The 20,435-nt window shown below is 61.2% G+C and carries 19 protein-coding genes; 11 read left to right on the top strand and 8 right to left on the bottom strand.

What is annotated here, in order from left to right; all coding sequences use genetic code 11:
* Positions 1–40: 40 nt before the first annotated feature.
* Together H7993_RS00320 and H7993_RS00315 are read right to left on the bottom strand one after the other, a co-directional pair.
* Positions 41–2,194: a TonB-dependent receptor family protein gene (locus H7993_RS00320; protein ID WP_185794135.1), complete on the bottom strand. Its 2,154-nt coding sequence runs from the start codon at positions 2,192–2,194 to the stop codon at positions 41–43.
* A gap of 208 nt (positions 2,195–2,402) precedes the next feature.
* Positions 2,403–2,612 (bottom strand): hypothetical protein, encoded by a 210-nt coding sequence (locus H7993_RS00315; protein WP_122477353.1) that lies wholly within the window; start codon positions 2,610–2,612, stop codon positions 2,403–2,405.
* Between the two features lie 248 nt (positions 2,613–2,860).
* Here H7993_RS00315 and H7993_RS00310 point away from each other — a divergent pair, with 248 nt between their 5' ends.
* The 4 genes from H7993_RS00310 to H7993_RS21045 all read left to right on the top strand — a co-directional run bounded on the left by H7993_RS00310 (position 2,861) and on the right by H7993_RS21045 (position 5,179).
* Positions 2,861–3,121 (top strand): hypothetical protein, encoded by a 261-nt coding sequence (locus H7993_RS00310; RefSeq protein WP_163007545.1) that lies wholly within the window; start codon positions 2,861–2,863, stop codon positions 3,119–3,121.
* Positions 3,122–3,227: 106 nt separating this feature from the next.
* On the top strand, positions 3,228–3,494 hold the full coding sequence (locus H7993_RS00305; RefSeq protein ID WP_122477350.1) for a DUF6555 family protein: 267 nt from the start codon (positions 3,228–3,230) through the stop codon (positions 3,492–3,494).
* Between the two features lie 231 nt (positions 3,495–3,725).
* Positions 3,726–4,952 (top strand): zinc-dependent alcohol dehydrogenase, encoded by a 1,227-nt coding sequence (locus H7993_RS00300; protein WP_185793033.1) that lies wholly within the window; start codon positions 3,726–3,728, stop codon positions 4,950–4,952.
* A gap of 140 nt (positions 4,953–5,092) precedes the next feature.
* Complete coding sequence (locus H7993_RS21045) at positions 5,093–5,179, top strand: small membrane protein YohP (RefSeq protein WP_442962755.1); 87 nt, start codon at positions 5,093–5,095, stop codon at positions 5,177–5,179.
* Between the two features lie 99 nt (positions 5,180–5,278).
* Here H7993_RS21045 and H7993_RS00295 read toward each other — a convergent pair whose 3' ends face one another.
* Positions 5,279–6,859 carry a GGDEF domain-containing protein gene (locus H7993_RS00295; RefSeq protein WP_185793032.1) on the bottom strand — a complete coding sequence of 527 codons (1,581 nt, stop codon included), beginning with the start codon at positions 6,857–6,859 and terminating at the stop codon, positions 5,279–5,281.
* Between the two features lie 260 nt (positions 6,860–7,119).
* Positions 7,120–9,294, bottom strand: coding sequence for a glycogen debranching protein GlgX (gene glgX, locus H7993_RS00290; RefSeq protein ID WP_244646794.1), 2,175 nt, complete (start codon positions 9,292–9,294; stop codon positions 7,120–7,122).
* Between the two features lie 227 nt (positions 9,295–9,521).
* Here glgX and H7993_RS00285 point away from each other — a divergent pair, with 227 nt between their 5' ends.
* Entirely contained in the window at positions 9,522–9,962 is a 441-nt protein-coding gene (locus H7993_RS00285; RefSeq protein ID WP_122477343.1) for a response regulator, read from the top strand.
* Positions 9,955–10,962 carry a sensor histidine kinase gene (locus H7993_RS00280; RefSeq protein WP_185793031.1) on the top strand — a complete coding sequence of 336 codons (1,008 nt, stop codon included), beginning with the start codon at positions 9,955–9,957 and terminating at the stop codon, positions 10,960–10,962. The genes H7993_RS00285 and H7993_RS00280 overlap by 8 nt, the downstream gene beginning before the upstream one ends.
* 16 nt (positions 10,963–10,978) lie before the next feature.
* On the opposite strand, the gene hpxO is transcribed toward H7993_RS00280, so the two are convergent.
* From hpxO to H7993_RS00265, 3 genes are all read right to left on the bottom strand, one after another.
* Positions 10,979–12,136, bottom strand: coding sequence for an FAD-dependent urate hydroxylase HpxO (gene hpxO, locus H7993_RS00275; RefSeq protein WP_185793030.1), 1,158 nt, complete (start codon positions 12,134–12,136; stop codon positions 10,979–10,981).
* Positions 12,137–12,304: 168 nt separating this feature from the next.
* Positions 12,305–14,023 (bottom strand): ubiquinone-dependent pyruvate dehydrogenase, encoded by a 1,719-nt coding sequence (poxB, locus tag H7993_RS00270; protein WP_185793029.1) that lies wholly within the window; start codon positions 14,021–14,023, stop codon positions 12,305–12,307.
* Between the two features lie 207 nt (positions 14,024–14,230).
* Complete coding sequence (locus tag H7993_RS00265) at positions 14,231–14,641, bottom strand: DUF3597 domain-containing protein (protein ID WP_122477338.1); 411 nt, start codon at positions 14,639–14,641, stop codon at positions 14,231–14,233.
* A 241-nt stretch (positions 14,642–14,882) separates the two neighbouring features.
* Here H7993_RS00265 and H7993_RS00260 point away from each other — a divergent pair, with 241 nt between their 5' ends.
* Both H7993_RS00260 and H7993_RS00255 read left to right on the top strand, forming a co-directional pair.
* A complete protein-coding gene (locus H7993_RS00260) occupies positions 14,883–15,251 on the top strand; it encodes a histone-like nucleoid-structuring protein, MvaT/MvaU family (RefSeq protein ID WP_122477336.1) in 369 nt (122 codons plus the stop codon).
* 88 nt (positions 15,252–15,339) lie between these two features.
* The gene (locus tag H7993_RS00255; protein ID WP_122477334.1) at positions 15,340–15,669 is read left to right on the top strand and encodes a hypothetical protein; all 330 of its coding nucleotides are present in this window, start codon (positions 15,340–15,342) and stop codon (positions 15,667–15,669) included.
* A 3-nt stretch (positions 15,670–15,672) separates the two neighbouring features.
* Here the strand turns inward: H7993_RS00255 and H7993_RS00250 are convergent, their stop codons facing one another.
* Positions 15,673–17,214: an IclR family transcriptional regulator domain-containing protein gene (locus tag H7993_RS00250; protein WP_244646867.1), complete on the bottom strand. Its 1,542-nt coding sequence runs from the start codon at positions 17,212–17,214 to the stop codon at positions 15,673–15,675.
* Positions 17,215–17,382: 168 nt separating this feature from the next.
* Here H7993_RS00250 and H7993_RS00245 point away from each other — a divergent pair, with 168 nt between their 5' ends.
* Genes H7993_RS00245 through H7993_RS00235 form a run of 3 tightly spaced genes read left to right on the top strand, consistent with a single transcriptional unit; the run spans position 17,383 to position 20,397 of the window.
* The gene (locus H7993_RS00245; protein WP_122477331.1) at positions 17,383–18,732 is read left to right on the top strand and encodes an MFS transporter; all 1,350 of its coding nucleotides are present in this window, start codon (positions 17,383–17,385) and stop codon (positions 18,730–18,732) included.
* A gap of 10 nt (positions 18,733–18,742) precedes the next feature.
* Positions 18,743–19,717: a hydroxyacid dehydrogenase gene (locus H7993_RS00240; protein ID WP_185793027.1), complete on the top strand. Its 975-nt coding sequence runs from the start codon at positions 18,743–18,745 to the stop codon at positions 19,715–19,717.
* A gap of 35 nt (positions 19,718–19,752) precedes the next feature.
* Positions 19,753–20,397, top strand: a complete 645-nt coding sequence (locus tag H7993_RS00235) for an RraA family protein (protein WP_185793026.1) — start codon at positions 19,753–19,755, stop codon at positions 20,395–20,397.
* Positions 20,398–20,435: the final 38 nt, after the last annotated feature.

Below are 20,435 nucleotides of genomic sequence, written 5' to 3'. Positions count from 1 at the left end.
ACGCAACCGGCGCGGCCCTGGCCGGCTGCTCATCGCCTGGTCAGCGCAAGGTCCAGGAAATGCCCGCATAGACACCCAGGCCGTCGCCGGGGGTCGAGCGCGCGCCGTCACGGCCCTGATCGTCATAGCCCGGAGTCACGGTGCTGGCATAGCGTTTGTTGGTCAGGTTGCGAACGTCCAGCCAGGTCTGCCAGGTGTCGTCCGGGGCGGCGTAGCCCAGGCTGGCACCGAACAGGGTATACGGCGCCGCGTAATAGGAATTGGCATAGTCCACGGCAATGCGTGAGGCGTGTTGCACGTTGAGGCCGGTGTACACACCGCTGGGGTGGTCGTAGCGCAGTTCGGCCTGATAGTAATGCTCGGGCAGGCCGGGCAGACGGTTGTCGCCGAAACGCGCATCGTCACGGTAGTGGAAGTCACTGTAGGTATAGGTTTGCCGCAGTGCCAGGCGCCCGGCCTGGTGGCCGTCCCACAAGGGGCTGTCCAGTGCCAGCTCGATACCTTGATGCACCGTCGGGCTGGCATTGGCCTCGCCAATCACTTGCGAGCGCGTGGCCGTGGCGGCCTGGGTCTCGACGCTGAGCAGTTCGTGACGCACCTGCGAGTAATACCAGGCCAGGTCCCATTGGCCGAACCAGGCCTCCCCTCGCCCGCCCAGTTCCAGGGTGGTCGCGCTCTGGTTGTCGAGTTCGACGCCGTTGCTCTGCAAACCCGTGGCCGCACCGCTGCCCACCGCGAAGTAGCGGTTGGAGCCCCAGATCATCGACCACGGGTGCGGCGGTTCCACCGAACGACTGAGGTTGCCGAACACCTGCAACTGCGGGCTGTAGTCGTAGCGCAGGCCCAGGCGTGGCGCGTAGTCCCAGGCATGCAGGCTGACGCGGTCGTTGGTCACCGGGTAACTGACTTCCGTCTCGCGACGCGTGTACAGGGCGGCCAGTCCACTGGTCAGCCAGAGGTCCGGCAGCAGCTCCAGTTCGTTGCTGACGTACAGCGTATGGTCGGAGCCCTGGTAGCTGTAATCGCGGGTGCGCGTGCCAGGTGCATACCCAGCCGTGTTGCCGACCGGCACGCGGACGAATTCCGACACTCCGGAATTGGGCAATGCCTTGGTGCTGCGCCACCCCACTGTGGTCTTGCTGACATGCCCGAGCAGGTCGTCCTCGCGCACATAGTTCAACGTGCCGCTGACATCGGTGTAGGCCACCTTCATCCGATTGGTGCCTTCGCGCAGGTCCATCGGGTAGTCGTGATAGACCAGCCCGGCTTCCAGGCGGGCACCGTCATCCAGGTGCCAGGTGGTCTTGTTGGCCAGCCAGGTACTGCCCGGCTGGATGCGCTTGGAGTCGCGCGCCAGGTTCAAGCCATTGGCCGCGCGAGGGTCGTGGGCGATCTGCCCGCGGGTCAGTCTGCCGGGCGTGTCGTTGTCGGTCTCGCGATAGCGGAAGAAAAACCGGGTCTCCAACTGCGGGCTGAAGCGATAGCCGAAGTTGCCTGCAGCGCCACGGCTGCCGCCGGCGCTCTGGTCCTGGAAGCCGTCGTAGCTGGAATCGGTCACGCTGAAATAATAGTCGGCATCTCCCAGCACCTGGCCGGAACTGACCTGGCGCTTGCTGTAGCCATGGCTGCCCACTTCGTAGCGCAGCTGCAATCTGGCGGCGTCGTAGCCGGTACGCGTGACATAGTTGATGGCGCCGCCCAGGGCCAGCGCGCCACGGTCGAAGCCATTGGCTCCGCGCAGCACCTCGACACGGCTCAGCCACAGCGGTTCGAGCAACTCATAGGGCGTGCCGCCGGGGCCGGTCAGCGGCAGGCCGTCGAACATCTGGTACAGCCCCGAAGAATGCGCGCCGGGACCTCGGTTGATGCCCGAACCGCGGATGGAGATTTTCGCACCTTCGTTGTTGGCAGCGCGGGCATAGATGCCTGCCTGATTCCTGAACAGGTCTTCATTGCCCGCCAGCCGCCCGCGCTCACTCGCGTCGGCGTCGGCGTCGGCGTCGGCGTCGGCGTCGATCAGATTGGTACCGCCCGGGACCGAGTGCAATGCCAGACCTGCCTCGTCCAGCTCGCTCACGCGGGCCTCGCTGACCTCGACAGCCGGCAATTCCATGACCTGGGCCGCGAGGGCACACGAAGGTGCGCCGAACACGGCTGCCAGGCCCAAGGCAGGCCATCGGGGCGTGCGTGACATGGCAATCGAAGACAGGCAGTGGGGACGGCCCCCGACACGAGGACGGGGCGCAGAGGGTCGCGGCATGGAACGGATCCTTGAAGAGCGGTATACCCGAGAACGGTCCGGGTCTGGCAAGCGGCGCGGCCCCAGCCTCGGGCCCGTTGGGGAGGATTGACGCTCGTGATGGCCCAATGAGCACATTGGTGGGTGAAATGCCCCGCAGCGGTCAGACTTCGCTGCGCAGTTCCTCGAGATAGCGGGTGCCGCGCACGGTGAGGGCCAGCCGCGTCCGGCTATCTGGGGTGACCGTGGTAACCACGTAACCGACCAGCAGCAAAGCGCGCAGGGCGAAACCGTCCTCGCTGCCGAATGCCTGCCATTGGGCGCTCTCTATCAGCGTCAGCAGCCGCTTGTAGTTAGCCTGGTCTTCCGTCATCGCTAGCCAGCCTCCGTTGCATCCATTGCACGTGCCGCCAGCTTACTCAAAAGCATCGACCAGGGCACAGGAAAAAGCATGCTGGAGGATCTCGAGCATGGAAGTGGCGGCTGCGGCCGAGCCGTGGAAAAACCAATGGCAGCAGGGAGGCGGTTTCGGCCAACATCAGCTATAGCTTTTACAGCCCCGGGCAATTTCAGCCGGTTTATTCCCCTGCCTTCTCAACATCGACCGTCAAGGGTGACTCCATGGCTTCCATCGAAGCGGTACTAGCAGGGCTCGACCCGCCCCTCAAACATGAAACCCACATGGAAGAAGGGCTGCTCAACCTGACCCTGATCGACCCCAATGTCCCCGCGCAAGTGATGCGCAGCCTGTCGCCCCATGAATACAAGGACAGCACCACGTTTCGACTGCTGGTGCTGTATGCGGTCAACGAAATTCGTGGCAAGGGTTCCCATGCGCCACTGGAAGTGATGCCTGCCGTCGAGTGGGACTCGCACACCTGATTGCAGAGGGCTCGCCAGGCAAGCGACAACTCGTCGCTGTGCCACACATTTTCTGAATCTTTCCTGCGTATCACAACTCAATGATGAGTCAACGCAGGAGATCACCATGCCGAACCCAACACTGTTCATCATTGACTACCGGCTCCATGGAGCGGAAAAGTCGTTCATCATCCGTCTACCGACCCTGAACAATGCCGATGCCTGGCATTGGGCAAGTTGTGATGCAGGGGTCGGTGTCATCCCCAAGTTCGGTCGCGAACGGGTGCAGAAAGTCAGCAAGCCCAAGGCCGAGCAGTATGGTATTACCGATGTGCGCTGGAGGCCGTCCGGCCAGCAGGCACGTGAAGAACTGGGAATCGAAACGGCTCATTGAGCCGTCCGATCTGCGCTTCGCTTCATCGCCTTGGTATCATCCGCTGTTGCAGGACCATGCCGGGGGTTGCCCACGCAACCCCCGCAGCCAATCCGCAATCACCCTCGCCGCACCCTCGCTCACCCATCGAACATCGGAATGATTCCTGATTCCGCTGAGCATATCCGCTTGAACTTCCCGGTTTTGGTATCCCTCTGCTGATAACCATCCCTGATCAAGAGGCTGAAGAACATGAGAGCACTTACCTACCACGGCGCTCACGACGTCAAGGTCGACACCGTTCCCGATCCCCAGCTGCAGGATGCCGATGACATCATTCTGCGCGTCACGGCCACCGCCATCTGCGGCTCGGACCTGCACCTGTATCGCGGCAAGATACCCACGGTCGAACACGGCGACATCTTCGGCCACGAGTTCATGGGTGTGGTCGAGGAAGTCGGTACCGGCGTCACTGCAGTCAGCCCCGGCGACCGGGTGGTTATCCCCTTCGTGATTGCCTGTGGCAGCTGTTTCTTCTGCAACCTGGACCAGTTCGCCGCGTGCGAGACGACCAATACCGGCCGCGGGGCGATTCTGAACAAGAAGTCGATTCCACCAGGCGCGGCGTTGTTCGGCTTCAGCCACCTTTACGGCGGCGTGCCCGGCGGGCAAGCCGAGTACGTCCGTGTACCCAAGGCCAATACCGGGCCGTTCAAGGTGCCGGGCACTCTGGCCGACGAGAAGGTACTGTTTCTTTCCGACATCCTGCCGACCGCTTTCCAGGCAGTGAACAACACCGAGATTGGCCAGGGTTCAAGCATTGCCATCTACGGCGCCGGTCCCGTCGGGCTGCTGTGCGCCGCCGTGGCGCGGATGCTCGGCGCCGAGCGTATCTTCATGGTCGATCACCATCCCTACCGCCTGGCGTATGCGCAACAGGCCTACGGCGTGATTCCGATCAACTTCGATGAAGACGATGACCCTGCCGACACCATCATTCGCCAGACCCATGGCTCACGAGGTGTCGACGGCGTAGTGGATGCGGTGGGTTTCGAAGCCAAGGGCAGCACCACCGAAACCGTGCTGGCGGCATTGAAGCTGGAAGGCAGCAGCGGCAAGGCACTGCGCCAGTGCATTGCCGCTGTGCGCCGTGGTGGCGTAGTCAGCGTGCCGGGTGTATACGCCGGGTTCATCCACGGCTTCCTGTTCGGCGACGCGTTCGACAAGGGCCTGACCTTCCGCATGGGCCAGACCCACGTGCAGCGCTATCTGCCGGAGCTGCTCGAACACATCGAAGCGGGCCGCCTGACGCCTGAAACCATCATTACCCACCGCATGTCGCTGGAGCAGGCCGCCGAAGGCTACAAGATCTTCGACAAGAAGCAGGAGGACTGCCGCAAGGTCATTCTCACGCCTGGCGAGCCGACCATCGAAGCCCCGGTTGTAGAGCCTACCGCAGGCGTCATTCCGGCGCTTTGAGGTACCCCACAACAAGGCTGGGCAGTGCCCGGCCTTGGCTGCTGCAAAGGAACGGACCGGGATCACCGATCGACATGGGATGAAACGAGCGCCGAGGGCCGCTGTCTAGAGCAGTAACACCCATTGATGTGAGTCATCCCATGTTGAAGTTTCTTGGCAGTACCGTCGGTATCATCTTCCTGATTGGCCTGGTCGTAGTCATCGGCCTGTTCAAGCTGGTCTTCTGAACCCTGTCGGGGCACTCATCGAGTGCCCCTGCCCTGCCTGGGCCGCCGTGCACTCGCCGCTATCTCCAGAATATCAGCCGCCTTTCCCGCCACTGCCTATCAAACAGCGCCCGCCATCGCCACCCCTTGCCGACCTTCCAGCTTGACCTGATACATTGCCTGATCGGCCGCCTTGAGCAAGGTGTCCAGATCTTCACCGTGTACGGGGCACAGCGAGATCCCGACGCTGCCCGACAGTGACAGCGCACCGACGCTGGTGCCGATTGGCAACTCGATCGCATCCAGCAGCTGCTGCGCCTTGAGGATCACGCTGTCCGGATTGGTCAGATCGGAGACCAGCGCGACGAATTCATCGCCACCGTAACGCGCGACCGTGTCGTAGTGGCGCACCGTCTCGCGCATGCGTTTGGCGAGTGCCTGCAGCACCTGGTCGCCCACCGCGTGGCCGTGCTCATCGTTGATCTGCTTGAAATGGTCGAGGTCGATCAGCATGACCGCGAATGGGACGCCTTGCTCGGTCCATTGCTGCAGTGCCTGGGTGAAGCGGTCTGCCAGCAGGTAACGGTTGGGCAACTGGGTCAGGACGTCGTGGGTGGCCAGGAATGCCGAGCGCTCATGCTCCAGTTCGGCGGCCTCGATGGCCGAGAAATGCCTGACCAGCACCATCGGCACCACCACCAGGCTCGCCATCAAGATTGCCAGAATCAACAGATTTCCCGGACCCAGCACGTCCATCAGGCGTAGTTGCCGTTGAAAGCTGAGGGAAACAGGTTGCGTAGGGCTGTCCACGTACACACTGTCGGTCAGCCGCGGCAAGGCAAGTTCGTCCCACCAACGCCCCGCCACCGGCTCCATGGCGACCACCTGGCTGGGGCTGTCAGTGCTGTGCAACTGAGCACTCACTGCCACACGCGAGTCGCTGTTGTGGCGCACGATGGCGCCGAGCAGTGCATCGGTCTTGATCAGCAGCATGGCCACCATGGTGCTGCCGAAGAAATTCGGCAAGGTGTGCTGGGTATCCTCATCGGGGCGCGACACCGACTTCATGAGAATGTAGGCGTTGCCGCCTTCGTGCAGGGCGAACACCGGCGACACCACTGGCAGCGAGTTCTGACGAATACGCGCCAGCGCGTTGGCCAGGTACGGCACGGTTTCCAGGCGCACGCCATAGATGACGCTGGCCTGCGGCAGCTGCGGCGACATGAACAGGATGGGCCAGGTCGCGTCCGTCATGGCTCGCGACCCGCCGACCCCAGGCACGGCTGGCGCTACGCCTTTCATGTGCGCGTCTTTGACCTCGAAATTCTTCAACTCGAAATCGGGCAGCCAGGTGCGCCGCAGCAATGCCGTGAAATCGAATTGCTCGTCCACCGGGACGCTGCGCGCCACTTCCAGCATGTAGATGTGCGGGTACGCCGCCAGCACGGCCGCGCCGTAGCGGGCTGCCGCATCGGTATCGCTCTGCTTGACCGCCTGCAGGAATGCCGCAAAACCTGCCAGTACGGCATCGTTGGTGTCGAGCTGATTGCGTACGGTGCCGGCGATGCTCTGTACATACTCGGAGAAGCGGGTTTCCTGCCGCTGGATTTCGGACCGCAGCAGCGAGAACGCCGAAAACACGATCAAGCCGAGCGCCAGGCCGATAAAACCTGCGAGCGATGGGCGGCGTCTGATCAACATCGTGGCAATATCCAACGCACGGGCGTGCACGGGCAGCAAGTTTCGGAGTCGTCGAAGGTCGTCATGTGTGGCTGCGTAAGGGCAGCAAAGGATGAGTTCGACGGTACACATGGCCGCCAGTCACGGGGTTGACCGGCGCCTGCAGAGCAAGCTAGCAAATTGCCATCTCAGCGTCTACAGCGTCTCGTCGCTATCATGGAAGGACAGATGCCCCACGCTGGCCAGGACTGGCCAACGTGGGGCATCGAGTTGCAGCGGTATCAGCGACGCTTCTTGCTCACTGGCTTGGCCAGTTCGAACATCAGTACCGAACGTCCGGTGACGGCGTACTCGGTGCCGAAGTCGAACGACTCACCGGCTTCGAAGTCGGTCTGGTTGGTGTCCAGTTGCAGGATCCAGCGCTTGCCTTCCGGCACTTCCGGCAAGGTGAAGCCAACCACGTCATGGTGCGCGTTGACCACGATCAACAACGAATGGTCGACCCCGGCGCGGCGGATACCACTGGACTGGGTGCGGCCATCGAGCAGGATGCCCATGCAGCGGTTGCTGCCGTCCTGCCACTGCTCGACGCCCATCTCGCTGCCGTTGGGCTGGATCCAGCTGACATCCTTGATACCCAGGCTTTCGTCGTAGGCACCGGTGAAGAAGCGATTGCGGCGCAGCAGCGGGTAGCGATTGCGCAGCTCGATCAGGTACTTGACGAAGTCCTGCAGCTCGCTGCTCTGCTCGCTGATGTTCCAGTCAACCCAGCCGATTTCGCTGTCCTGGCAGTAGGCGTTGTTGCTGCCACCCTGGGTACGAGCGAACTCATCGCCCGCCAGCAGCATCGGCGTGCCCTGGGCAAGAAACAGCGTCGCCAGCAGGTTGCGCATCTGCCGGTAGCGCAGCGCGACGATTTCCGGATCGTCGGTCGGACCTTCGACGCCGCAGTTCCACGAGCGGTTGTCGGAGTGGCCGTCGCGGTTGTCTTCACCGTTGGCTTCGTTGTGCTTCTCGTTGTACGACACCAGATCGTTCAAGGTGAAGCCATCGTGCGCGGTGATGAAGTTGACCGAAGACGCCGGCTTGCGACCACGACGGTTGAACTGGTCGCCCGAGCCCAGGAAGATTTTCGCGAAATCGCCGAGCATCTCGTCGTCGCCCTTCCAGAACGCACGGGAGATGTCGCGGAACTTGTCGTTCCATTCCATCCAGCCCGGCGGGAAGTTGCCCACCTGATAGCCGCCCGGGCCGCAGTCCCACGGCTCGGCGACCAGCTTGACCTTGGCCAGCACCGGATCCTGGCGGCAGGCGTCGAGGAAACCACCGCCTTCGCTGAAGCCGTGGGCTTCACGACCCAGAATGGTCGCGAGGTCGAAGCGGAAGCCGTCCACGCCCATTTCCGAACTCCAGTAGCGCAGGGAGTCGGTGACCATCTGCAAGACGCAGGGGTGGCTCATGTTCAGGGTGTTGCCGGTGCCGGTGTCATTGATGTAGTAACGCGCATCGTCTGGCATCAGGCGGTAGTAGTTGGCGTTGTCGATACCCTTGAGCGACAGGGTCGGGCCCATCTCGTTGCCTTCGGCAGTGTGGTTGTAGACCACGTCGAGAATCACTTCCAGTCCGGCCTTGTGGAAGCGCGAAACCATGACCTTGAATTCGGCGATCGACGAGCCGGCCATGAAGCGGGCATGCGGCGCGAAGAAGCCCAGGGTGTTGTAGCCCCAGAAGTTGTGCAGGCCTTTTTCCAGCAGATGGTTGTCATCGAGGAAATAGTGAACCGGCATCAGCTCTACCGAGGTGACACCCAGGGAACGGATGTATTCGACCACGTCGTTCTCGTGGAAGGCGGCGAAGGTACCGCGCTCGGACTCACGCACCGAAGGGTGGCGCATGGTGAAGCCGCGCACGTGGGTTTCGTAGAAAATGGTCTTTTCCCACGGCACGTTCGGCTTGGCGGTGCTGCCCCAGGTGAAGGCCGGGTCGATCACGCGGCAGCGTGGCATGAAGGGTGCACTGTCACGCTCGTCGAACGACAGGTCGCCGTCTTCATGGCCCACGGTGTAGCCGAACAGCGCGTCGTCCCACTTCAGTTCGCCCGAAATCTGCTTGGCGTAGGGGTCGATCAACAGTTTGTTGGCGTTGAAACGGTGACCATTGGCAGGATCGTATGGACCATGCACGCGGTAGCCATACAAAGTACCCGGGCGCGCATCGGGCAGGTAACCGTGCCAGATCTCGTTGGTGAATTCAGGCAAGGCGATGCGTTCGATCTCTTCGACGCCGTCGGCATCGAAGAGGCACAACTCAACCTTGGTGGCGTTGGCGGAAAAGATTGCAAAATTGACGCCCGACCCATCCCAGGTCGCGCCCAATGGGTACGGCAAGCCCTCGCTGACACGGCTGGCGGGACGTTCCTGGCTTGACGCACTGTCATTCATTGATTGATCAGACATGATCAAACACTCCGGAAATAGGTTGAGCCTGAGCTCTGAGGTAGACGACCAAAACGGTCTACTGATAGAAGCGCGCGCAGCCGAACAGTTCAGGATATTTTTCAGCGTGGAATCAAGATGTGGTTAGCAGCCGACAACGCGAGATTGAACGCACTGGTTTATTGACGCTCTTAAAACAAGCTTTGCAAGAAGAGCGCAAGCGCCCTTGAAGAGAATGAGTTAACTCAATGCGTATCCTGCTGATAGAAGACGATCCAATCCTGGCGCTACTGGCCGAGATAGCTCTGGAGGAAGATGGCCATGAGATCATCGGTCCTGCGTATGACGTCGCCGGAGCGCTGTCACTGGCGCACGAGCATGTCATCGACGTTGCATTCGTCGACATCAATCTGGATGGACACGACGAAGGCGTAGGCCTGGCGCAGACGCTCTACGAGCAATTCAAGATCCACTCGCTGTTCGTCAGTGGCCAGATCGATGTGGCCAAGGCCAACAGCGGCTACGCGTTGGGTTTGCTGTCCAAGCCCTACAGCCCCAATGACCTGTCGCGCAGCGCACACATCGTGCATTCGCTGGTCAAAGGTGAACTACCCTTGAATCGACCGCTGCCAGTGCCCTTGAAGCTTTTCACAGAATCGCGCGGCCTATATGGAAAGAAGCATGAGTGAACCCACAGATCTCCCGGGCATGGGACCAGGACTTGGTGAAACCGAGTTTCGCGAGTTGGCTGACAACGCGCCGGTATTGATCTGGCGCGCGGGTACCGACAAACAGTGCGACTGGTTCAACAAGCCTTGGCTCGACTTCACCGGCAAGACTCAGGACCAGCTCTGCGGCTATGGCTGGGGCGACGACGTGCACCCCGATGACCTGGAGATGTGCACGCGCAATTACGAACAGGCCTTCGACGCTCGCGAGTCGTTCACTACCCCGTATCGCCTGCGTCGCCACGACGGCAGCTACCGATGGTTTCTCGACCACGGCGCGCCGTTCTATCGCCAGGGGGTGTTCGCCGGCTACTTCGGCAGCTGCACCGACATCACCGCCCAGAAAGAGCTCGAGGCACACCAGGACGTTCTGGTTTCCGAACTCAACCATCGGGTCAAGAACAACCTGCAGTTGATCATCGCTTTCCTGCAGATGTCCAAGCTGCGCGCCCAGGGCGACGAAGCGCGGCAGTTGCTCGAATCGGCCATCGCGCGTATCCAGGGCGTGGGCACGGTCCAGGCCGAGCTGTATCGCAGTGCGTCGGGCACCGTGGATCTGGCGCATTACCTTCCTCACTTGGTACGGGCATCGATCCAGGCCGAGCGCGACGACAGCATTCACCTGACCGTCGATACCGAAACTGCCCACGCCCCGTTCAAGCTGGCTTCGGACCTGGGTTTGATCGTCAACGAGCTGGTGGCCAACGCCATCCATCACGGCAACCAGCGCACCACCCATATCCACTTTGCACTCAAGCGTCTCGGTACAGGTGACCTGCAGTTGACGGTGAGCGATCGCGGACCAGGCTTCTCCCCGGCGCAATTGTCGAATGCAGGCGCGTCGGGGTCGAAGCTCAGTGGCCAGGGGTTGATCGGCGCGCTGGCCAAGCGTTGCGGTGCGGTTCTGAACCGCAGCAACGCAGAGGGCGCCGTGGTTACCTTGACCTTGCCGCACCCCTAGACAGTGCGGTTGCGCGCTACAGCGGGCTGCCCTCGTCGGTCTTGATCAGGCCACCCAGAATGTCGCTGCCATCGCTGCCCGCCAGCGCTGCGTACCATTGCCGGGTTTCTTCCGGCACTTTACCGTGGATGATCGCCGCCCGCTGGCGCGCCTTGACCACCAGACCGGCGACCCGCTCCGCGCGTGCAGCCTCATAGGCCGCCAACGCGGCTGCCGGAGTCAGCTCGCGTTCGATGCAGCGGGCCAGCACCCAGGCATCCTCCATGGCCTGGCAACCGCCCTGCCCTATGTTGGGGGTCATTGCATGGGCCGCGTCCCCCAGCAGCGCAACCCTCGTGCCGACCAAATGGGGGACTCGCTCGGTGTCATGGATTTCCACTCGCGCAACGCTGGCCGGATCCAGCCGTTGCAGAAGACGCTGCACCGAGTCGGGCCAGCCGGCGAATTGCTGCTCGAGTTCGGCGCGATAGCCTTCACGGACGTTGGCCGTTCCTGCCGGCAACGGTACGTCGAAGAAGAAATACAACTCACCGTTCCCCATGGGCATCAACGACACCCGCTTGTGGTCGCCCACGTACTGCACCCATTCATCGGCGGGTGCCAGGTCGGGTGCCGACTGGATGCGACCATTCCAATTGACGTAGCCGCAATAGCGCCTCGGAATCGGTCGGCCGGCAATCTTGTCGCGCAGCACCGAGTGGGTGCCGTTTGCCGCTATCAGCAGGTCGGCTGTCACCGTTTCACCCGTCGACAGCATGATTTGCACATGGGTCTGGCTTTCTTCGTAGTCCAGGCACGCAACCCCTAAGGTCACGTTCTGCATCCCGACCGCCTCCAGAAGAATGCCTTGCAGGCGTGCGCGTGCAATCGGAAACGCACGCCGCCGAGCATGGTTATACAAGGGTTGCAGATCGAAACGGGTGAGCAGGCGGCCTTGGTGGTCGCTGTAACTCATGCTCTGCATGTGGCCACCTGCACGCTCGATGGACTCACCCAGACCCAGTGCATCCAGCACCCGCACACCGTTGGGCCAGATGGAAATGGCCGCGCCGACCGGCGCCAGTTCGGCCGCACGTTCGTAGACGTGAACCCGGTGACCAGCCTGTTGCAGGGCCGCAGCGGCACTGAGTCCGCCCATGCCGGCACCGGCGATGACGATATTCAAGGCTTTCATGGCTTCTCCACTGAGATCGGTTTGATCCGAGACCGTGCAAAAAGCTGTCCAAGTGATCAGGAACCGCTATCAGCCGAGATTACGCCGACAAGCCAGGTGTGCCCAGTGAGGGCAGGCGTCAAACCGGTGCGTCGCTGCCGCGTGCGCACCGGTTTGCAGCGTCGGGCCTCAGCGCAGGAGGTTGTTCTTGGCCAGACTGACCAGTTCCTTGGCTCGCCCGTCGAGTACCGCACGCATCATGAACAAGCCGAAGCCCTTGACGTTGGCTGCCGTGATTTCCGGCGGCATGATCAATTCCTGACGCTCGCTGACCACATCCACCAAAACCGGCCCATCATGCTCGAACGCCTCGATCAGGGCGGCACGCAGATCCTGCGGTTTCTCCACACGGATGCCCTTGATACCCATGCCCTGGGCGAACGTGGCGAAGTTCGGATTCTTCAGCTCGCAGCCCACGTCCACCAGACCGCTGGCCTTCATTTCCATTTCGACGAAGCCCAGCGTGCCGTTGTTAAGCACGATGACCTTGACCGGCAGGTTGGCCTGGCTGAGGGTCAGGAAGTCACCCATCATCATGGCGAAGCCGCCGTCGCCGGACATCGACACCACCTGGCGGTCGGGGTAGGCCGCCTGTGCGCCGATGGCCTGGAGCATGGCGTTGGCCATCGAGCCATGGTTGAACGAGCCGATCAGGCGGCGCTTGCCGTTCATTTTCAGGTAGCGGGCGGCCCAGGCGGTGGGCGTGCCCACGTCGCAGGTGAATACCGCATCGTCGGCGGCCAGCTCGCTGACCAATCGGCTGACGTATTGCGGGTGGATGATCGTGCTGTTCGGGCCGCTCTCGGCGAGGTCGTCGAGGCCCTTTCGCGCGCTGTCGTAGTCCGCCAGCGCCTTGTTCAAGTGCATGGTGTCGGTGCGTTCTTCAAGGCGTGGCAACAGTTGCTGCACGGTGTGCTTGATGTCGCCGATCAGACCGATAGCCAGTGGGCAGCGATTGCCCAATGCCTCAGGCTGCAAATCGATCTGGGCAATGCGCGAGTGCTCAGGAAAGAACTGCCGGTACGGAAAGTTGGTGCCGAGCATCAGCAGAGTGTCGCATTCCTTCATGGCATTGAAGCCGGAAGCGAAGCCGATCAGCCCAGTCATGCCCACGTCGTAGGGATTGTCGTATTCCAGGTGCTCCTTGCCGCGCAGGGCGTGCACGATGGGCGCCTTGAGCTGCTTGGCCAGTGCCACGACTTCGCTGTGTGCACCTGCGCACCCGGCACCGCACAACAGGGTGACGCGCTTGCCGCCGTTGAGAAACCGGGCGAGCTCGTCGAGTTGCCCCGGCGCCGGAACGACCACTGGCGCCTGTGGTGCAATCCACTGGCTGACCGGCGCGTCGAGCGAGCTCAGCGCCACATCGCCCGGAATCACTACCACGGCAACGCCGCGGCGACTGATGGCAACGCGCATGGCCCGCTCCAGAATCTGCGGCAATTGCTCGGGGCGCGAGACCAGTTCTACATAATGGCTGCAGTCTTTGAACAACGACTCGGGATGGGTCGCCTGGAAGTAGTCTATGCCGATCTCGCTGCTGGGAATGTGCGCTGCAATCGCCAGCACCGGCACGCCGCTGCGATGACAGTCGAACAAGCCATTGATCAAATGCAGGTTGCCCGGTCCGCAGCTGCCGGCACAGACCGCCAGTTCACCGGTCAGGTGCGCCTCGCCGCCAGCGGCGAAGGCCCCGGCCTCTTCGTTGCGCATGTGTATCCAATCCAGCCCGCCCAACCGACGCATTGAATCGGTCAGGCCATTCAAGGAATCACCCACTACGCCATAGATGCGTTTGACACCTGCGTGCTTGAGGGTATTGACCATGAAATCGGCTGCAGTGGACATTTGGCGCTCCTTTGAAAATATAAGTTCAAGGGCTCTGAGTATCGACACGCCAATGGTGTTCCACCGGGTTTATTAACAAAAATTATAGAATCGTCCCGCCGGTTCTCGAAAACGCGCCAGGCTGCACGCCAAGCGGGTATTCAAATGCAAGAAAGCCCGACCGGGGTCGGGCTTTCTTATAAGCAGTGCAGCACGCTGAGCGATATATCAGTTCAGCAATTCCGCAGGCACGGTGCCGCCGTTTTCAGCGAGCTTTTTCATCACAGCAGAGTGCAGCCAGGTGTTCATGGCTGCCGAATCATCGGTCGAACCGGTGTAGTGCAACTCTTCGGCAAGTTCCTTGCGCGCGGTCAGGCTGCTGTCCAGGCCAAGCAATTTGAGCAAATCGACGATCGACGTACGCCAGTTCAAAGTTTCGCCGTGGCTGGCTGCCATCGCTTCGAGCTTTTGAGCCACATCCACCTGGGTGATCGGCGCAGCGGAAGGCTGGTTCGTGACGGTAGTGGTGGGCGATGCACCTGGCGCAGGAGCAACGGGAGTTTGTGTAGAAGCGTCTGCGTCCGGAACAGCGTGCTTGCCGATACCCAGTTTCTCGAGGATGCTGCTGAAAAAGCTCATTTCGTATCTCCAGATTTCTTGGCTGCTGCCGTGGATTCGACAGCCTACTTAAGACCTGACACCCCTGGTCGCCGAAAAGTTTAATCGAGCCTGCGACATTCCGTGTCCTCGACCGGATACGAAGGTGGCCACACATTGTAATAAACGTTATTTAGTTGTGGCATCGGTGCGCACACTGCGCCAGAATCACGCCTCGATACCTTTACCTTTTTTTATCCACGATCCATGCCTGGGGATACTCATGTCCAAACTTGCTGAATACCGTCAACTCGAACGTCATCTGGCCGAACAACTTGCAGCACTTGAGGCCATGAAAGGCGACAAGGGCCTGGAACAGGAAATCGAGTTCGAGACCAAGTTGCGTTCGCTGTTGGGCGAATACAATAAAAGCCTCAGGGACATCGTTTCCATTCTCGACCCGCAGCAAGGCGGCAAACCAGTCAAGGCCAGCGCAGCGCCTGAAAAAGCCACGCGCAAGCCGCGCTCGCTGAAAACCTACAAGAACCCCCACTCGGGTGAAGTCGTCGAAACCAAAGGCGGCAACCACAAGACCTTGAAGGAATGGAAAGCCGAATACGGCTCCGACACTGTCGAAAGCTGGTTGAGCTAAGCCACACCCACCGGCAAGCAGCGACATACGGCCCGCTTGCCGGATCGCATCCCCCTCCCCTCACACCGTCCTTGTCGATGATCCCGCGATGTATCCCACCACACCCGATGGACGCTATTTCGTCGTACGCGGCCGGCTCTGGCGATGCAGCAACCCTGCCCTGCCCGAGGCCGTGCGCGAACATTGGGTCAAGGTGCTCATGGATGCACGGCGAGCGGTCAAGGCCGCCAAGCACTCGGAAGATCCCGAGGCTCTGGTAAAAGCTCGCGCACAGGTCGATGTCGCCAAGCAGGCCTTGGGCGAACGCGGGGAAGTCTGGTGGGACGACGGCAGCGCCGACGTCAACCGACGCATGGCGCGCAATACACAATACGCGGATTGGTACGCCGGGCTGGATGAGGCTTCACTACAGAAGTAACCCTCAGGCGGCCTTCACACCCAATGACAACAGGCGCTCTATCCGGGTGGTAGCTTCGCGCATCCGTGTCAGCAGCAGCGGCAAATCAAGCTCGCTCTTGCGGTACTGCGGGATCGTTGCCGAGATCGACCCTCGTATTCGACCGTCTACGAAAAACGGCACAGCCAAACCGAAAGCCCCCAACACACGCTCACCTTCACCCGTGGCCCAGCCTCTGGCTCTTATGGCTTCCAGGTCTGCCTTGAGCAACTCGCGGGAGGTTATGGTCGCGTCGGTGACCCTCACCAAGTCAAGAGATTCTGCTACCTGACTGTCGCAGTTGGCCAATACCGCCTTACCTGCCGCACCCGCGTACAGTGGCACTTCCACGTTCACCTGCAGCTTGTATTGAATGGGTCGCCAGCCTTGGATGACGTCGAGAAATTCAGCCGTGCCAGTAGCCTCGTCATAGGAAAGCAGCGCTATGGTCTCGCCGGTTTCCTGAACGAGTGAAGAAACGATCCGGTGGGTCATGTCGGCAAGGTCACGGTCTGCAGCGGTGATTCGCGCCGCCCATTGATAGAGCTTCGGGCCTGGGTACAGCGTGCCTGCAACCCACCTGACGACACCCGCCTGACTACCTGACTCGATCAATCGCTTGGCTGTGGCCGCGTTACACAGCAATTGGTCGTGCAGATCCACGGAGTTTTTCACGCCTTGGGGGAAGGCGCACGCCAGCAACAGGAGTCGCTCCAGACGACCGACCGTAGATTTGCTATCCGGCTCGATGACATCAGGCAGGCGTTGAATCCGTTCGACGCTTCCAGATTCCATGTCTGCCTGTATTCGAGCGATGACGTGCTGCGCATCTGCCTCCCAGGCTCGAGGTTGCGCCGTTTCCGTGCTGCTCGCGCAGTGAACGGAAACCGCTACCACAAGCCCATTCGCCATGCGCCTGACCGAGATCGACGACGCGCGCGGAAACTCGGATTCCGACAACAGCCCAAGCTGTTCATGCTGAGACAGCGCGTAGGCAGCGACATCGGATTCCCTATCCTGGGAAGAAAGGTTGTCGGCAAGGAATCGCTGGAATGCGCGTCCAATGTCGCCGAAAGCGAGCGGATAAAGCGCGCCCAGCGCGGGTTTGAATATGAGCGCCGCCTTGGCTTCGCTGCAGGCGGCGATGAAGTACCCGCCTTCGCGTTGGCAGCAGACTGACACCAATGCCGTGCACCGCGATGCTGCTGCCAGATCACCCAACGATCGTGAGCCGCGCCCCAGAAGCGTGCTCGCATCACTGAGCGTCCTGGCCAAGACATCGACTCTCGGCCCTACTGCGTACTTGCCCGTTCCTGCCTCGGTCGCCAAACCTACTTCGACCAGAGACGCCAGGATCCGATTGACCGTACTGCGACTCTCGTCGAGTTCTGCCGCCAGTTCACGCACCCCCCAAGGCTCGGCGCCCGAGCGCCTGACAAGCGCGTCCACGACCTGAATCAATCGGGTGTGGCTGGAGGCAGTTGCCGCAGTCGAGGAAGTGACGGAAGAGCAGCTTGATGAGGACATCATGAGTCGAATCGAGGGTTTGGGCCCCCATTCTGGGGTGTAAAGCTGCCGCAGGGCAATTACACGTGACTGTTGACAAGCTCCTCGAGCTTCTAGAAGCTAGCCAAAAAAAGATCAGGACACTGTCCCATTTTTTGAATAGATAGTGTTCTATAACCCGAGGTGCCCATGAATAACAACAATGCTGTGGCCGAGCCTGTCCGGTCTGCCGTCGATCAGACGGAGCAAACGCGCAAAGCCAAGAAAGCCACTAGAGCGGCGGTGTTCGGCACTTTCGTCGAGTACTACGACTTCAGCGTCTACGGTTATGTCGCCGCGACCCTGGCGCTGGTTTTCTTCCCCTCGGACAACGCGACTACAGGCCTGCTGAACACTTTCCTGGTGTTCGGCTCTGCATTCCTGGTCAGACCCTTGGGTGCCATCGCCTTTGGCTGGCTGGGCGACAAAGTAGGAAGACGCTTCAGCCTGATCGCCAGTATCACGCTGATGGGCATTGCCGCCACGCTGATCGGCCTGCTGCCTGGCTACGCGCAGATCGGCGTGTGGGCGCCGATACTGCTGGTCGTGCTGCGCATGCTCCAAGGGTTCTCGGCAGGCGGCGAAATCGGCGGCGCCGCAAGCTACATCCGCGAGTGGGCGCCGCCCAAACGCCGCGCCTTGTACATTTCCTTTCTGCCCTCCATCGCGCAATTCGGCAAAGGCCTGGCCGCAGCCATAGCAGGCCTCGCAGCGGCGACCCTCACGGATCCCGAAATGCTTGCCTGGGGCTGGCGCATTCCTTTCCTCCTGGCGCTTCCGCTTGGAATCATTGGCCTTTACATGCGGCTGAGCATCGAGGACAGCCCCGAGTTCGCATCGAAGAAAAACCATACCGAGGTCAAGCAAGGCCAGCCCTTCGCGGAGTTGCTGCGTGACTACCGCAAGCCTTTGCTCAAAGTGATCATGATCGCGATGGTGCAGAACATCGGCACCTACATCGGCACCGTATTCATCGCAGCCTATTTCAGTTCGATCCTGGGCTATTCGAAAGGTCAGGCATCCACCATCGTGCTGGTCGCGGTGATTCTTGCCGCGTTCCTGATACCTCTGGCTGGACAACTGGGCTCCTATCGCGGCGGCAAGTCCATCCTGCGCTACGCGTACGTGGCCTATGCCGTGCTCTCGATACCCTCTTTCATGTTGATGCAGCAAGGCTCGGTGAATCTGGCCATGGCCGGTTTGGCGCTGGGCATGATTCCCTACGCGCTTTGCCAGGCCGGCACCTACTCGGTCATGCCCGAATTCTTCCCGATGCACATCCGCCACACCGGGGTGGCGTTCGGGCACAGCGTAGGTGCGGTCATCGGCGGAGGCTCAGGCCCGTTTCTGGCTACCTGGCTGATCGGCGCCACCGGCAATCAGTCCACGCCTGCATTCATCCTGTGCGCATCAGGCCTTCTGGGGCTGATCGTTATCTCGACCGTTCGCAGAAATCCGCCCGCGGCTACCGATGATGCCAACACCCACCAATTCTCCTGAGGTGACGATGATGCCTTTGATCTATGTAACAAGCCCGATTCATCCAGATGTATTGCAGGCACTTTCTTCTACAGGCGAGGTGCGACTCGGCTACGGCCCGAACGCAGTCGCGTACACCGACATCCAGCAACAGGTCGATGCCGTGTTCCTGCGTGGTGGCCATATATCCGCGCAAATGATTGCGGCATCACCGAAGCTGCGGATCGTGGCCCGACACGGAGCGGGTTACGACAATGTCGACCACCAGGCGGCTGCCGAACGGGGTGTGTGGGTCACCAACACGCCAGGGGCCAATCGCAGAAGTGTCGTGGAGCATGTGTTTGCCCTGCTGCTGGGGGTCAGCCGCAAGCTGCAACTGGCCACCGATCAGACTCGTGACAGGGTCTGGGCAGCGGACCGTCTGTCCCTGACCGGAATAGAGCTTGAGGGGCGTACCCTGGGCCTGATCGGCTTCGGTGATATCGGCCAACATGTCGCGCCGGTTGCCGAAGCGTTCGGCATGAATGTATTGGCGACCGATCCTGCCTATGACGCAAGCTTCGACGCCCGGCTGGTCGATCTCGACACCCTGCTGGCCAAGGCCGATGTAGTGAGCCTTCACGTGCCTCTACAGTCGAGTACCCGGAATCTGATCGGTCGACCCGAGATAGCAAAAATGAAGGCTGGCGCGATCCTCATCAATACCAGTCGCGGCGGGGTCATCGATGAGGCGGCTGTCGCCGACGCCTTGCGCAGCGGCCAGCTGGGCGGCGCAGGGATCGACGTTCTGGCTGCGGAAAACACCGACATGATCAACCCGTTCAGCTGCAACACGTTCCCCGTTTCCGACCTGCCCAATCTGCTCGTGACACCTCATGTCGCAGGGCAAACCAACGAGTCGTTGCTGCGTGTCGGCATGAGCGCGGTGGACGCCATTCGCGCCGTGTTGCGTGGCGAGCCGCCCTTGCATCCGGTCAACGAGCCCGTCTCCCGAGCGTTCGACTGACGACGCCCGCTAAACGCAAACCTGCCGAGGTCAACATGTTCATCAATGCATCCGCTGCAAACATCACCGTGAGCGAAGACTGGCCCAGGGCTTGTCTTGCGCAGCTCGAAGAAATATCACAATACCCCGTCGCGCTGATCGGCGACGTGCTGCAACGCATGGGGATGATGGCATCTGCCATCCACCACGTCGCTGGCAAGGCATCGTTTCATGGCACGGTTCTGCCGATTCAGACCTGGGAAGGCGACAACCTGGCCATTCACCGCGCGTTGGACGATGCCAAGCCAGGCGATGTACTGGTGATCAACGGCAACGGCGAAATCAATCGCGCGGTGTTCGGCGATTTGCTCGGAGAAATATGCCTGGCGCGTAAAGTCGCCGCCGTGGTCATCGATGGCGCGGTTCGAGACGTGGAAGAACTGAGCGTGATGGGGCTGCCTGTCTACGCACGGGGCGTGAATCCTTCCGGACCTTCCAAGCACGGTCCAGGCCAGGTCGGCACGCCGGTGGCCTGTGGCAATGTGGTGTGCAATCCGGGTGATGCCATCGTGGGAGACAGGGACGGCGTCATCGTCATTGGCCGCCACCTGATTGCGGCGCTCGCCGATAGACTTGAGGCCCAGGCCGGGATCGAAGCGAAGCTCAGGGAAAATATCAGGGCGAGCATCGTCGAAGCATAGCCAACGAAGCCGGCAATACCGCGCCGAGAGAACCCCGG

The organism is Pseudomonas baltica, from assembly GCF_014235765.1.
In the GTDB taxonomy this organism is placed as follows: Bacteria; Pseudomonadota; Gammaproteobacteria; order Pseudomonadales; family Pseudomonadaceae; genus Aquipseudomonas; species Aquipseudomonas baltica.
This window is presented reverse-complemented; position numbering and strand designations above follow the sequence as displayed.